This is a genomic window from Psychrobacter sp. AT9 (genome assembly GCF_047272965.1).
GTDB classification, from domain to species: Bacteria; Pseudomonadota; Gammaproteobacteria; order Pseudomonadales; family Moraxellaceae; genus Psychrobacter; species Psychrobacter glaciei.
This window is the reverse complement of the sequence record NZ_JBKOTW010000001.1, coordinates 2,867,674-2,881,530: the sequence shown is the minus strand read 5'-3', so window position 1 is coordinate 2,881,530 and position 13,857 is coordinate 2,867,674. Positions and strand designations below refer to the sequence as shown.

14 protein-coding genes are annotated in these 13,857 nt (G+C 43.9%); 6 read left to right on the top strand and 8 right to left on the bottom strand.

All coding sequences use genetic code 11. The features are described 5' to 3' along the window. Positions 1 to 2 precede the first annotated feature (2 nt). From ACMFL8_RS12105 to ACMFL8_RS12095, 3 genes are all read left to right on the top strand, one after another. Positions 3 to 1,619, top strand: coding sequence for a DUF1513 domain-containing protein (locus ACMFL8_RS12105; protein ID WP_413191121.1), 1,617 nt, complete (start codon positions 3 to 5; stop codon positions 1,617 to 1,619). 22 nt (positions 1,620 to 1,641) lie between these two features. Next, complete coding sequence (locus ACMFL8_RS12100; RefSeq protein ID WP_413191120.1) at positions 1,642 to 2,304, top strand: M48 family metallopeptidase; 663 nt, start codon at positions 1,642 to 1,644, stop codon at positions 2,302 to 2,304. A gap of 144 nt (positions 2,305 to 2,448) precedes the next feature. After that, on the top strand, positions 2,449 to 3,051 hold the full coding sequence (locus tag ACMFL8_RS12095) for a methyltransferase domain-containing protein (RefSeq protein ID WP_413191119.1): 603 nt from the start codon (positions 2,449 to 2,451) through the stop codon (positions 3,049 to 3,051). On the opposite strand, the gene ACMFL8_RS12090 is transcribed toward ACMFL8_RS12095, so the two are convergent. Continuing rightward, entirely contained in the window at positions 3,032 to 3,700 is a 669-nt protein-coding gene (locus tag ACMFL8_RS12090; protein ID WP_413191118.1) for a hypothetical protein, read from the bottom strand. The genes ACMFL8_RS12095 and ACMFL8_RS12090 overlap by 20 nt on opposite strands. Positions 3,701 to 3,744: 44 nt before the next feature. Further along, entirely contained in the window at positions 3,745 to 4,653 is a 909-nt protein-coding gene (locus ACMFL8_RS12085) for a hydrogen peroxide-inducible genes activator (RefSeq protein WP_413191117.1), read from the bottom strand. Between the two features lie 277 nt (positions 4,654 to 4,930). On the opposite strand from ACMFL8_RS12085, the gene ahpC reads away from it, so the two are divergent. Continuing rightward, complete coding sequence (ahpC, locus tag ACMFL8_RS12080; protein ID WP_413191116.1) at positions 4,931 to 5,497, top strand: alkyl hydroperoxide reductase subunit C; 567 nt, start codon at positions 4,931 to 4,933, stop codon at positions 5,495 to 5,497. A 173-nt stretch (positions 5,498 to 5,670) separates the two neighbouring features. Here ahpC and ACMFL8_RS12075 read toward each other — a convergent pair whose 3' ends face one another. Beyond that, complete coding sequence (locus ACMFL8_RS12075) at positions 5,671 to 5,919, bottom strand: YdcH family protein (RefSeq protein ID WP_189585550.1); 249 nt, start codon at positions 5,917 to 5,919, stop codon at positions 5,671 to 5,673. 214 nt (positions 5,920 to 6,133) lie between these two features. Then, the gene (locus ACMFL8_RS12070) at positions 6,134 to 6,382 is read right to left on the bottom strand and encodes a YdcH family protein (protein ID WP_010201558.1); all 249 of its coding nucleotides are present in this window, start codon (positions 6,380 to 6,382) and stop codon (positions 6,134 to 6,136) included. 488 nt (positions 6,383 to 6,870) lie between these two features. On the opposite strand from ACMFL8_RS12070, the gene ahpF reads away from it, so the two are divergent. Continuing rightward, complete coding sequence (gene ahpF / locus ACMFL8_RS12065; RefSeq protein WP_210540450.1) at positions 6,871 to 8,448, top strand: alkyl hydroperoxide reductase subunit F; 1,578 nt, start codon at positions 6,871 to 6,873, stop codon at positions 8,446 to 8,448. A gap of 257 nt (positions 8,449 to 8,705) precedes the next feature. Next, on the top strand, positions 8,706 to 10,154 hold the full coding sequence (locus ACMFL8_RS12060; protein WP_413191115.1) for an alanine/glycine:cation symporter family protein: 1,449 nt from the start codon (positions 8,706 to 8,708) through the stop codon (positions 10,152 to 10,154). Positions 10,155 to 10,228: 74 nt separating this feature from the next. Here the strand turns inward: ACMFL8_RS12060 and ACMFL8_RS12055 are convergent, their stop codons facing one another. The 4 genes from ACMFL8_RS12055 to ACMFL8_RS12040 form a co-directional block, all read right to left on the bottom strand. Then, positions 10,229 to 10,972, bottom strand: coding sequence for a glutathione S-transferase family protein (locus tag ACMFL8_RS12055; protein WP_413191114.1), 744 nt, complete (start codon positions 10,970 to 10,972; stop codon positions 10,229 to 10,231). Positions 10,973 to 11,116: 144 nt separating this feature from the next. Beyond that, positions 11,117 to 11,449, bottom strand: a complete 333-nt coding sequence (locus ACMFL8_RS12050; protein ID WP_010201553.1) for a TIGR01244 family sulfur transferase — start codon at positions 11,447 to 11,449, stop codon at positions 11,117 to 11,119. Between the two features lie 119 nt (positions 11,450 to 11,568). After that, positions 11,569 to 11,895 carry a beta-lactamase hydrolase domain-containing protein gene (locus tag ACMFL8_RS12045; protein ID WP_010201552.1) on the bottom strand — a complete coding sequence of 109 codons (327 nt, stop codon included), beginning with the start codon at positions 11,893 to 11,895 and terminating at the stop codon, positions 11,569 to 11,571. Positions 11,896 to 12,109: 214 nt separating this feature from the next. Further along, on the bottom strand, positions 12,110 to 13,819 hold the full coding sequence (locus tag ACMFL8_RS12040; RefSeq protein WP_413191113.1) for a SulP family inorganic anion transporter: 1,710 nt from the start codon (positions 13,817 to 13,819) through the stop codon (positions 12,110 to 12,112). Positions 13,820 to 13,857 lie beyond the last annotated feature (38 nt).

Below are 13,857 nucleotides of genomic sequence, written 5' to 3'. Positions count from 1 at the left end.
TCATGCAAACCTCTGAAGCCCATACCGCTGCGATAGCTAAATCTCATAGCGCGTCATCTAAAGCAGCGCCTAGACCAGCAGACAAGCGCTCAAATCATGAGCAGCTGGTGACGTCGGCTTTGACCACGCTTGGTAGTGTATTGGGAACGGCGACATTGATTGGTATCCATCATCACTATCGCAAGCAGCATCAGCCTGAAGCAAAGTTGCAAGACTATGTGTCGGGTGTGCGTGCTCAGCTGCATACATTGCAAGCATCGCCCAAGCCACAGCTAACTCGTTTTCGCTACGCCTATCAGCACGCGTCTGCTGCGTGGCAACGGGCTTATCATAATGATATCGATGATAAAAATCATGATACTAAAAATACCGTGACTGACCTGATGGCAATGCATAGCACCGTTATGCTGGCGCGTCCAGTATGCTGGGTCAGTGGCGTGGCATCCATGCCAAAAAACCTATCATTGATAAATAACGATGACAGTAATAATGTTAGTAGTAATGACGAAAATGGTTTTGGGGTGGTCGGCATTGATGCAGACCGACAAATCGTTTGGCAGACGACCATGCCTGAGCGTGTCCATGATATTGTTGTCCAGCCAATCGCTAATATTCAAAACAATCAAAACAGATTAAATGCTCATAACCGTCAACGCGATGTCGTGGTGTTGGGTCGCCGCCCTAGTGAAAAGTTTTGGGTATTAGACACAGCGACAGGACAGGTAAAGTTTGCTATTAAGGCGGCTACTAATCGCCATTTTTATGGGCATGCTTGCTACAGTTTGGATGGCTCAAAGCTATACGTCACTGAGAATGATACGATAAGCTTGGCGGGTAAAATTGGTATCTACGATGCTCATGATAATTATAGCAAAGTAGCCGAATTTGACTCGCATGGTATTGGGCCACATGAGTTGATCATGCATCCAGATGGCGAGACACTGGTCATCGCTAATGGCGGTATCAAAACGGAACAAGCCTCTCGTGAAGAGCTGAATCTCGATACCATGCGCCCATCGCTGACTTATCTGAACCGTCATGATGGGACGCTTCTTGAGCAAATTATCCCTGAACACAATCAGATGAGTGTGCGTCATTTGGCCATACATGACGATGGCACGGTGATGATTGGTATTCAATTCCAAGGTGAGAAACATATCAATGTGCCGTTAGTGCTGACCCATCATCGCGGTGATTCTGACTTTAAATCATTGGTTATGCCCAATAATAAATGGCAATGCTTCCATCAATACATTGCCAGTGTCGCGGTTGATAGTGAGCGCAATCTGTTATGTGTGACCACACCGATTGGCGGTTGTGCAGCGATTTATGATTTAAACACACGCATGCTGATTGATGCTGTGCGTTTGCCGGATTGTGCAGGCGCTTCGCTAGTAGCTGGTCAGGCATCTGGTCAAACTAAAAGTAATCATGGAGAGTCAGGCTTTATCGTCAGCGATGGACACGGGAAACTGACCAGACTACGTGTCAATACTCTATCAGTAGAAACATTGGGTGTAGCAGAATCAAATTCAAAGCATACTGCCGACATTATTGTGCAGGACAGTCAAATACATAATATGTCTTTTGACAATCATTTGCAGGCAGTCGTAGCATAAGCGGTATAAGGGAGAAACCATAATGCCGCAACCGAGTACGTCTCTAGTGTTAGATACGGCCAAACACCAGCTGGCACAAGCGGGTATCGTGCTGCACGTGACCAAAAAGCGCGTCAAAAATATCAATTTTCGCTTAAAGCCTTATGCGCTCATGGTTTCTGTACCGATGTCTATCAGCGCCAGCCAAATCGCTCATTCTGTCGACAAGCGCGTATCATGGGCGCTAGACAACCATCCGCAAGTATTAGCGCGTTATCATCACAAGCAAACCCCGAAACCCAAAGCGTCAACCTCGGATAATCCTGTCCTCTTATGGGGCATCGAACAATCATTGAGGCTAAATCACGATGAAAAAATCGCGTATTATCGACAACAACTTACTGAAGTAAATCCAGCACTATTTGCCAAGTGGCAACCGATAGTCGGTGCTACTGCTAATGAAGTTCGACTGAAAAAAATGCATACGCGCTGGGGCAGTTGTAACACGCGTGCGCGTCGAATTTGGTTATCCGTATATCTTCCCGCTTATCCGATTGAATGCACCGAATACGTCATTGTCCATGAGCTGTGTCATTTGCATCATGCCAATCACAGTAAGGCGTTTTGGCAAACGGTAGCGGCAGCGATGCCAGATTATCAGCAGTGGCACGATATGCTAGCGGGCAAGTCGGGTCAGCTGGATTAAGCGCCTCACACAAATGATATAAAGGCATTCGTTAACCATAACATACCTGCTATGATAAGCGCTCACGTCGCAGTATACAGCGTATCATTCAAATAATAGAATGATAGATATATTGTAGATGCATGGTATATACAGGGATGTCATATGGACAACGTCAATCAAGCCGAATTTTGGCAGCAGCGTTATGAGACTGGTAGCATACAGTGGGATATGGGACAGGTGTCACCACCGCTAAAAGCTTACATCGATCAACTGCCTGCGTCTGCTAAAGATCAGGCTATTCTAGTGCCAGGGGCAGGCAATGCCTATGAGGTTGGCTATCTACACGAGCAGGGTTTTACCAATGTCACGTTGGTTGACTTCGCGCCTGCACCGATTGATGCGTTTGCAGAGCGCTATCCTGATTTCCCAGCGGCGCACTTGATTTGCGCAGATTTTTTTAATTTATCAGCTGAGCAATATCAATTTGATTGGGTGCTTGAGCAGACGTTTTTTTGTGCGATAAATCCGTCACGTCGTGATGAATATATCGAGCAGATGGCAGCGCTATTGAAGCCGCAAGGCAAGCTGGTTGGCCTACTTTTCAATGTGGATTTTGGCCGTGATGAACCACCTTTTGGTGGCACAAAAGATGAATATCAGCAGCGTTTTGAGCAGTGTTTTGATATAGAGATTATGGAAGCCAGCTATAACTCGCATTCTGCACGTCAAGGCAGTGAGTTATTTATCAAGCTGAAAGCGAAGTAAGCTCACGCTTGATATTATCTCGCGCTTGCTTTTCTAACCGTTCAAAGTAATAATCGGTCAAATACAGTCTTGGATGCGCCAACAATCCTTTTAACACCGCTGTTCGTCCGATACAGTAATCGGTAACTGGCACATGTGCATACTCTTTACGTACCGCAGATGCGTACAGTTCATATTCAGACCCCGCAGCACCCAAAACGCTCAAATCCATATCTAACAGATAAGCCGCATCGCTGCGTTTATCATCATCGGTTAACTTATCAAGTTGATGGGTAGCCGTCATCATGATAAGTGCATAGATATGTTGACATTGTTCCGCGCTCAAATATTTCTGCAACGCTTCCACCGCATAGTCTGCACTTTTAAGCTCATTATCTGCCCGTGTTGGCTCGTATATCACATCGTGATAATACAGCGCTAAAGCGATAATATGGGGTTCATAAAGGTTGTGCTTAACTTGCTCAAACTGCGCAAACAACTGCTTAAGGTGGTGCAGGGTGTGATAAGCGCGATGGGCTTCGTTATAACGGGTAGCGGCAGCTTGCCAAAGCATCTCTACCTCTACTCGATCAATATCATTAGCGATGGCAGACAAGTGCATGGCGAAATGCTGACCAAGGTCGGACGTTACGTGCGAAACATCGTTCATATCTATTCTACAACGCCTAGTTCATGATTGTTTTAACGGTCAAATCAGTCCTTATGAGCTGCATCTTCAAAGGCCTGTTTAAATACCTTGCCCAGTAAATTTACATCGTCGACACGAGCATAATTTAAACGGGTGACAAAGGCGATGTGGCGATGTGGGCCTTTTTCTGCTAATGGCACCGCGACCGCATTTTGGTTTTGCAGATGCAATTGATCCAGCGCCATCTCAGGTACTAAAGTCGTGCCCATATTAGCGAGTGCCATCTGAATGAGCGTGTTTAAGCTAGCGTCAGAAAAGCTCGATTTCATTTGCGCCCGATCAAAATGACAAACCGATAGCGTCTGATCGGTCAGGCAATGTCCTTCACCCAGCAGCATGAGATTGGCAGTAGCAAGATCCTCAGAATCAATGGTGTCAAGCTTGGCATGAATATCGTCTTTTGGGAATACTGCGAAGAAGTCTTCACTCCAAAACTCAAAACTGTGCAATCCGTCTACGGCATAGGGTAGCGCAATGATTGCCGTGTCAATATGACCGTAACGCACTTGCTCAAGCAAGCGTTCGGTTTGTTGCTCAACGATGGTCATGCGAAATTCTGGATAATTGGCTCGCAGCGCTGGTAGAACTTTTGGCAGCAAGTAAGGAGCAATCGTTGGAATGATACCTACGGTCATCGGGTAGGCAAGTGGCGTTTGATGACTGTGCGCACGGGTGGTCAAGTCGCTCACTTCAGAGAATACACGCTGCGCCCGCGTCAGGATATCTTGCCCAATAGGAGTGATAAGCACTTGTTTGTTATTACGCTCAAAAATCTGTGTGTCTAATTGCTTTTCTAATTCTGCGATACCTAAGCTCAGCGCAGACTGCGAAATATTACAATCTTCTGCTGCCCGTTTGAAATGGCGGTGTTTAGCGACTGCTAAGGCAAATTCAAGTTGACGTAAGGTAATCATAAGACCTCTTTTTTGGTTGTTTTTCACGCAAATGACAATACTTATGCATCTTGGTCATTATCGAGATTTACCGATAGCACACTGATGACATGAAGTAGATAGAATAGTTTAACAAGTTTAATAAAACAAAACATCACATTAAAAACTTTTAACTGGATTAACCATAGAATTCGCGTATAGTTTGTCAGGTAGCCCAGATAGTTCAAGGCTTAACAGAAACAATCAAATAAATAAGCACCATTAAATTAATCACACTTAATCAAAAAAGGAGCCAATCATGGCGTCTATTATCAATCAAGAAATCCCAGAATTTTCAGCAGATGCATATGTAAACGGTGAGTTCAAAACCATCACTTCAGAAGATGTAAAAGGTAACTGGGCGATTTTCCTATTTTACCCAGCTGATTTTACTTTTGTTTGCCCAACTGAGCTTGAAGACATGGCAAACCATTACGAAGAGCTACAAGGTTTGGGCGTAGAAGTATACTCAGTATCGACTGACACTCATTTCACGCATAAAGCATGGCATGATTCTTCAGACGCAATTGGTAAAGTAACCTATCCAATGATCGGCGATCCTACTGGTAAAATCACTCGTGGTTTTAACGTGATGATCGAAGAAGCAGGTCTAGCTGAGCGCGGTACATTCTTAATCGATCCAGACGGTTTGATTCAGGTTGCTGAGATTCATGCTGGCGGTATTGGCCGTAGCGCAAAAGACATGCTGCGTAAAGTAAAAGCGGCACAATATGTCCGTGAAAACGACGGTGAAGTTTGCCCAGCAGCTTGGGAACAAGGCGGCGATACATTGAAGCCAAGTCTTGACCTAGTCGGTAAAATCTAGGTTAGTAAAACCTAAGTAGTTATCCAACTATTTAGCGAGACGTAGCGCTGTTTTCATTATTTCCTAATTTGAACCAGTGCTATAAAAAGACCCCATCAGCTTATGTTGATGGGGTCTTTTTATATCTTAAGCTAAAGTTTTATTAGTGTTATTTATCGGTTATAAATGAGCGATTACGCTTGAGATTGTACTTTATTCTTATCTATAGTTTTGTAAATCTCATCTTTGAGCTGTAGCTTGCGCCGCTTCATTTGTTCAATTTCTTCATCGCGGCTGGCGTGTTTGACCACGTCATTCTCAAGCTTATCAATTTGCCTGTCCAGTATAGTATGTTCATCGAAGATACTCGCAAAGTGCGCATCTTTTTGCTTGAGCTCATCGATGATGTCGCTGTGATCTTGCCATTTATCAGTCATGGTCATGTTGTCATCCTTGTTATTTAGCGTGTGCTTAGCATAAGCAGTGACGCGTTGTGGTTAAGACAGATTATGATTGTGAGACTTGTTGATTATAAAATTAAGATTTATAAAACTAAATGTAAGAAATTCTTAGCAGTAATTTTGGGGTGTATCCTCAATCTGAACGAAAATGCTCAGATGAGATAAAAATGAGGACACGCCCCTAATAAATGAAGCATTAAGCGTGAGATTGTGTTTTGTTTTTATCAATTATCTTATAAATTTCATCTTTAAGGTGTAGTTTTCGACGCTTCATTTGTTCTATTTCATCGTCACAGCTGCTATGTTTTATCAAATCCTTTTCGAGATAATTGATCTTCTCATCCAGCTGAGTGTGTTCAGCAAAAATACTCGCAAAATGGCTGTCTTTTTGCTTAAGTTCAGCGATAATTTCTTTGTTATCTAGCCTTGTATCAGTCTTTCTCATCTGGTCATCCTTGTTATGAAGCGCAAGCTAACGATCAGCATCAGCGCATTGTCGTTAAGATTTATGATTATGAGACTTGATTATTACTCAACCAAACCGCTATTACGCTCAATAGTGATAAGGCTTAATACAAGCAGAAATAGCCTTTGATAAGCACGCATAAAAGCCAATCTTCCGCTAGGAAACAGGAATTATTCCTATTGCTCTTATTCGATTGTAGCGAAAAAATCATCTTGATACTATGATAATAATCCTCTTATAAGTTTAAATTTAATTATAAATTTCAATTAATGATTGGTTTTATAAAACATAAGGTTTGGGTTTCTCAGCTTGCTCAAATCTATGAAACCTATGATAATAAGGACATCAAAAGGCACAAGCCTTATCCAAATAACACTTTAAACGATATTACTTACTACAGATTTTCCATCTTTAAACGTGCAACCGCTTAGTTGCCGTTACATATTAAATAATAATGAGGAACAAACATGATAGATCAAAGTTTATTAGATGCCATCAAGAGCTATAGCGAAAACATGACCCGTCCAATTACCTTTGTCTTAGGTAATGGTACGCATGAAAAGCGGGCAGAGTTGATTGACTTTTTGACCAAAATCGCTGGTACGACTGACAAAATCAATTTTGATGCAGAAGCGATTGATGAGAGCTTGCCTAGTGCGATTAGTTTTAAAGTCGTCAGTCATGTTGATGGCGATTTGGCTGATACTGGTATCGTCTTTAGCGGTATTCCTGGTGGTCATGAGTTTACCTCGCTTATTTTGGCAATCTTGCAAGCGGGTGGTCATACGCTCAAACTAGACGAAGGTATTCAAAAGTTAGTCAAACGTTTTAATAAGCCCTTACAGTTCCAGACCTATGTGTCATTGTCTTGCCACAGTTGCCCAGAAGTCGTGCAAGCTTTGAACCAATTTGCGCTATTAAACGATGATATCAGCAATGAGATGATTGATGGTGCGTTATTCCAAGAGCAAGTAGAAGCGAATAACATCCAAGGAGTTCCAGCGGTATTTTTAAACGGTAAGCCGTTTGCTAATGGACTAATCGATACGGCTAAGCTGATCGGAAAATTGCAAGAGCAGTTCCCTGACTTGTTGTCAGAAGTGGAAGACGACGCTGAGCAATTAGAACAACAGGATGTCACTATCATTGGCGCTGGTCCTGCTGGGGTCGCTGCTGCCATTTATACCGCGCGTAAAGGTCTAAAAGTGACCATGGTCGCTGATCGTATCGGTGGACAGGTCAAAGATACGCAAGATATCGAAAACTTGATTTCTGTACCATTGACGACAGGTACACATCTATCAGCAGACTTCGTCAAACATTTAGGCGAATACAACATAACGCTAAAAGAGCACGTCAGCGTTAAAGAAATCGGCGAGACGTCGGAAGAAAACTATAGTATTCATCTAAATACGGGTGAGACTTTTGAGACGCGCAGTATTATCTTGGCGACGGGTGCCCAATGGCGCAAGCTTGGTGTACCAGGTGAAGAAGAGAATATTGGTAAAGGCGTGGCTTTCTGTGCCCACTGTGACGGCCCGTTCTTTAAAGGTAAAGAGATCTCTGTCATCGGTGGCGGTAACTCTGGTGTCGAAGCGGCGTTAGACCTTGCCGGTATCGTGAAGCATGTAACCGTGCTTGAGTTCGCTGATGAGCTAAAAGCGGATCAGGTATTGATCAACAAAGCCAAAGAGAGATCAAACATCGAGTTCATCACTGGGGCGGCGACCAAAGAGATTAAGGCCACTGATGGTAAAGTCAGCTCTATCGTCTTTGAAGATCGCAAAACAGGTGAAACTCATGAGCGTGATTTGTCCGGTGTCTTTGTACAGATTGGCTTAGTACCCAATACTGGATTTATCAAAGGTTTTGTCGATTTAAACCGCTTTGGTGAAATTGAGATTGATGAGCGCTGCCGTACGGATCGCAAAGGTATCTTTGCTTGTGGTGACGTCACGACTGTGCCATTTAAGCAGATTAACATCGCGATGGGTGAGGGTAGTAAAGCAGCATTATCAGCGTTTGAATACTTGGTTATGCAGTAAGTTTGAAATTAGTTTGAATTTGAAAAGCCACCTCTTTTGAGGTGGTTTTTTTGTGCTATCGTATAAATACGTCTATATAGAACAAATCCTAATATTTAGAAAATGGTCATTTAAGTAAACCAATAAAGCGATTTTTCTCAGAAAATATCAGTATTTACGTTACAAATTCGACATTTGCATTACAAAATCGTGTTGTTGATGCAATAATGAGCTCAATAAAACCTATAATAGCGTCATGAACTATAAGGAAAATAGGCATGGAATATATTGAAGCTTTTTTTGCCCTAGTCGGCGATCTAACGTGGGGCTGGGCACTTATCCCTATGTTAGTTATTTTTGGTTTATTATTTACCATCGTGGGTAGATTTGCTCAGTTTAGATATTTTAAACGTATGTTCCGTGTATTTAAAACGGATGAGGTAGGAGACGACGGAATTTCTGCCCGTCAGGCGTTGCTCGTTTCTATCGGTGGACGTGTTGGCGGCGGTAACATTGCTGGCGTTGCTGTTGCAATCTCTTTAGGGGGTCCGGGAGCGGTATTCTGGATGTGGGTTGTGGCCTTAATTGGAATGATGACTAGTATTGTTGAGTGTAGCTTAGCCCAGCTTTACAAGCGTAGAGATACTGATGGTAACTTTCGCGGTGGCCCTGCGACCTATATTTTACATGGCTTAGGTAAAGACTATCGCTGGCTCGCCATCATCTATGCGATCTCGCTACTACTGTCTTTTTCTATCGGGTTTGTGGCGTTCCAAGGCAATACGGTGGCAGGCTCTGCTCTTGAAAGTTTTGGGATTGACCGCTGGATAACGGGTGTAGTACTGGTGATTGCAGGTGGATTTATTGTCTTTGGCGGTATTCAGCGCATTGCTAAAGTGGCCGACGTTGTCATTCCTGTGATGGCATTAATCTATATTGGTATGGCGCTGATTGTCATCGTGCTCAATATCACCGAATTGCCTGCATTGATGGCGATGATTGTTAAAAATGCGTTTGGTATTGAATCCGTCGTGGGTGGTGGTATTGGTGTGGCGATTGAGCAAGGCATGAAGCGCGGCTTGTTCTCGAATGAGGCTGGTCTGGGTTCTGCACCTAATATCGCTGCCACCGCTTATGCCACTCATCCTGTGAGTCAAGGTATCTCGCAGTCATTATCTGTGTTCATTGACACGTTAGTCGTATGTAGTGCTACGGCATTTATGATTTTACTGAGCGGTGTCTATCAGCCAGGTGCTGAAGTTGATGGTATTGTACTGGCACAGCAAGCGCTAACAACCCAGCTTGGAGATTGGGCGCAGTATATCCTGACCATATCGATATTGTTATTTGCCTTAAGCTCTATCATGTATAACTATTATATGGGTGAAAATGCCATTAACTTTTTGGTCAAAAAGAATATCAAAATGGCGACTCTGATTTTGCGAATTGTTGTGATTGCGGTATTATTCTTGGGCGCAGTGGCTCCTGCAGCAACCGCAGTGTTCTTCTTTGCGGACCCGTTGATGGGCGTGCTAGCGCTAGCAAACTTATTGGCCTTGATAATGTTATTTCCACGAGCCAAGCGTCTACTTGACGACTTTGCAAGTCAGTTAAAATCAGGGGTTAAAGAGCCATTATTCGATGCGCAAGAGTATGAAAAATTGGACCTCGATCTGAGCGCATGGGGTAAAAAAGCGGTAAAAGAAGCGTTAGACCAAAAACAGTAGTACACGTACGCTTTATTTATCATGAAAGAAAAAACCACTTTAACTGAGTTAAAGTGGTTTTTTTATGCAAGATACTATTTATTCGCCAAAATGCTAGCTATCGACATTATCTTACCTGCTTCATCTTCTTTGATTACGCGTGTCTCTTTTAAAGCTGAATCGATCCAAGCTTGTATGTGAGGATTGTTTAACATCGTTTCACAATACTGTTTAGTCGTCGGCTTTAATTCTATGCTGGAGGCATCAGTATAAGTCTGCAAGCGTAGCACTACAGGCGCAAAAAAAGCATCGGCAGCCGTGAATTGACCAAAAAGGTAGCTGTCTTTTGAGCGATTTTTTAAGCAATCTGCAAAAATCTCTTCGATACGAGCAATGTCAGTTAAGCAGGCATTGCTTGGTTGTATCTTAGCAGTCGCTCTGATATTCATCGGCATCTCATTACGAATACCCGTTAGACCGGAATGCATCTCAGCGACGATGCTTTGGCAATAGGCGCTATTTATTCTGATGCTAGTAGGGCTTTTAGTCTCAGACTTACTCAGTCCTGTCCAAACATCTATGTCGGTAAAATAATCATTGATATGAATGGCAATCGCTAAGGTATCCCAAACCGTAACCTTGTCATCATTTTCACCATAGACTAAAACGGGCACTTTGCCTGTTGGCGCATGCTCATCGAGAATTGATGTTGCTGAAGGATGAAACAATTCGATAAGCTGCTCATCAAAATCAACATTGAATGCTTTGAGCAACAGCCACGCTCGTAGCGACCAAGATGAGTAGTTTTTATTACCGATGATGAGAAGTGGTTTTTGCATCATAAAGTCCTATTAAATAAAATTTAATTATGTACCCAATGCTGAAAATTGACCAGTCTATAGTTTAGTAATATTCAAAAAAATGCCCATCCAAATTTTGGACGGGCATTTTTTTAAGTAGTGGCACGTTTGTTTAGGTCGATATCAATCGTCTAACAAGTCCATGCGCTTAGCGGCTTCGTAGATACCCGTTGAGCGGTTACCCGTACGGCAAAATATTAACACTGGCTGCTCGGCTTGATTAAAGAAGTCAGCAAACTCCTCAACGTGGTTTTGATTGAGCTCACTACCAGCAAATGAGACTTCTTTATAAGCAAGTCCTGCTTCTTTAGCAGCTGCTTCGATATCAGCGCTGGTCGGTTGTCCCGGCTCTTCGCCATCAGGACGATTGTTGATAATGGTTTTGAAGCCGTTTTCGGCAAGCATAGGGACTTGATCAGGGGTAATTTGTCCCGTAATACTGATTTCGTGGCTCATAAGAGCTCCTTTTATTGTTTATATGAAAGAGTGAGCTGTAAAGTGTAGGAATACAGCATCTAAGCCTAGGCTTATTGCAGTCATTTCTAAAGAGAAGGTGTGTAAGCGTTATTGCCGTTTTATAGCAGCCCTTGCATCAACGCGCTTTGATAAAGGAGTTTGGCGCGAGCACCAGTACCACAAAACATCAATATGGGTTTGGGCATTGAGTGATAAAAGACGGCAAACTGTTCTACGGTCAGCATACTCAGGCGCTCATCATCAAAGGGTAGGTGATGATACGTCAGATTTGCCTGCTTCGTTGCAGTCGCCAAGTCACAGCTATTAGGCTGTGTCTCGATCTCAGCATCTGGGCGTATATTGAGCACTGAGCGATAGCCCAGCTCAGCAATCTTGACACATTGGCTTGGATATATTTGCTTATAAATCGTTAAATCATCGGTCATAAAAAGGGTCATTTACGTTTATTAAAAAATGTTAAAAACACTAAAGCGTCGATTTGACGTCTAAATGTTGTCTTATTTCAGTTCGGCTTGATTTAGCTTGTTTAGATTGAGTGCAGCCATACAACAAGCTAGCATACTATACGCTCTATCATAACGATATTTTGTTGCAGACATCAATAGTGATTGTATGGTTGACGAAAATAGTAGGGCGTATTTATATTTGCTTTAGAGCATTGACGGCATCCATAGTACTGAGGTACACCTGTCCTGATAGCTCAGCAATCAGCGGAGTGTGCTCGATGACATCCATGACTGGGCCTTTAATAAAGCTAAAGTGTAAATGCTTGTTCTGCAGTGCCAGCTCTTGATTTAAGGTGCTGAGCATTTCCTGCGCGGTCAGATCAATGTGATTGACCGCGGCCATAATGAGAATCAGCTCATGCGCTTCGGGATATTGTTGTAAGGCATTTAAGATGCGCCGATGTACCGATTCGCTATTACCAAAAAACAGACTCTCATCGATACGTAACATCAATAAATTATGAAAAGTGACGACATCGTGACGATTGATATTGCGAAAGTGTCCTGTCCCAGCCAATTGTCCGACGATAGCGACGTGTGGTTGACTCGATTGCCAGATGAGACTGGCAAATGACACCATGAGACCGATGACCAGTCCGGTATTCAGCCCAAATATTAGTACCCCTACAAACGCTGCGATAAAGCTTGCGCCGTCTAAGCGATCCCGTTGCCAAGCGGACTTTAAGGTCGCAATATCGATCAAGCCAATGATGGATGCCATGATGGTTGCGCCAAGCAAGGCGTAAGGCAACGGCGCAAGTGCACTATTAAAGGCGATTAATGCGGCAATCATCACCAGCACCGTCATCAGGCTGGCGAGTGGAGTTTTGGCACCTGAGTCGACGTTGATTGCCGTCCGTGAAAACCCGCCTGCCACGGCAAAGCTCTGAAAAAATCCACCAAAAAGATTGGCGAGTCCAAGCCCTGTCAGCTCACGATTGGCATCAAACTTCTCACCGCGCAGTCGCGCATAGGTGCTGGCGACGGAACTGCTAGAGACAAAGATAATAAGCGCCATCAATCCTGCGGTTGGTAAAAGTTTGAGCGCTTCTTGGATGTCTGGTATATGGGGCAGTGTGAAACGTGGTAACCCTTGCGGAATATTACCGATAGTCGCCACGCCACGCGCGTCCCAATGCAGTGCCATACTGAGTAAAATGGCAATGCCGAGCAAAATAAGGGGAAACAAGCGTTCTGCCCATTTGGCAGATGAGGATGACAGCCACGTTCGCCACACCCATTTGCTACCGTAGCGATTTGCGACCAAGAGCGCAAAAGCGATCACGCCAATCAACAAGGTCAACGAATGTAGCTGGCGCGCATATAACTGCATGGTTGATAAATAACCGATTAGGCTGCTGCCCGCGATCGGGATATCCGTTAAGTATTTGAGCTGACTGACGAAAATGAGAACCGCCGCACCGCTCACAAATCCTGCCGATACGCCGCGACTGATAAACTGCATGATCCAGCCAAGCTTGAGCCGTCCTGCGATCCAAAGCAGTGACCCCACCATCAGTGCCAATAGACTTGCCATTAGGGCATACTGCTCAGTGCCTTGCTCAGCATAAGGCAACAAACTACTGGCAGTCATAATAGCCGTGATGGCCACCGGTCCGACCGCTTGTACATTGCTAGAGCCAAGCCAAGCATAGACGATGACAGGCACAATCGCAGCGTACAGACCATAGACGGGCGGCAAGCCTGCAAGTACGGCGTAGCCTAGGCTTTGCGGTATCACCAGTACGCCCACCACCAGCCCAGCGATGACGTCAGTTGGCAAGGCAGCCAGCTGATACTGGCGCAGCCAAGTGGGAATGAGGCGAGCAGCGATAGAGGTCATATCAATACGTCATCACAATAAATAAAGTTAAAAACAGC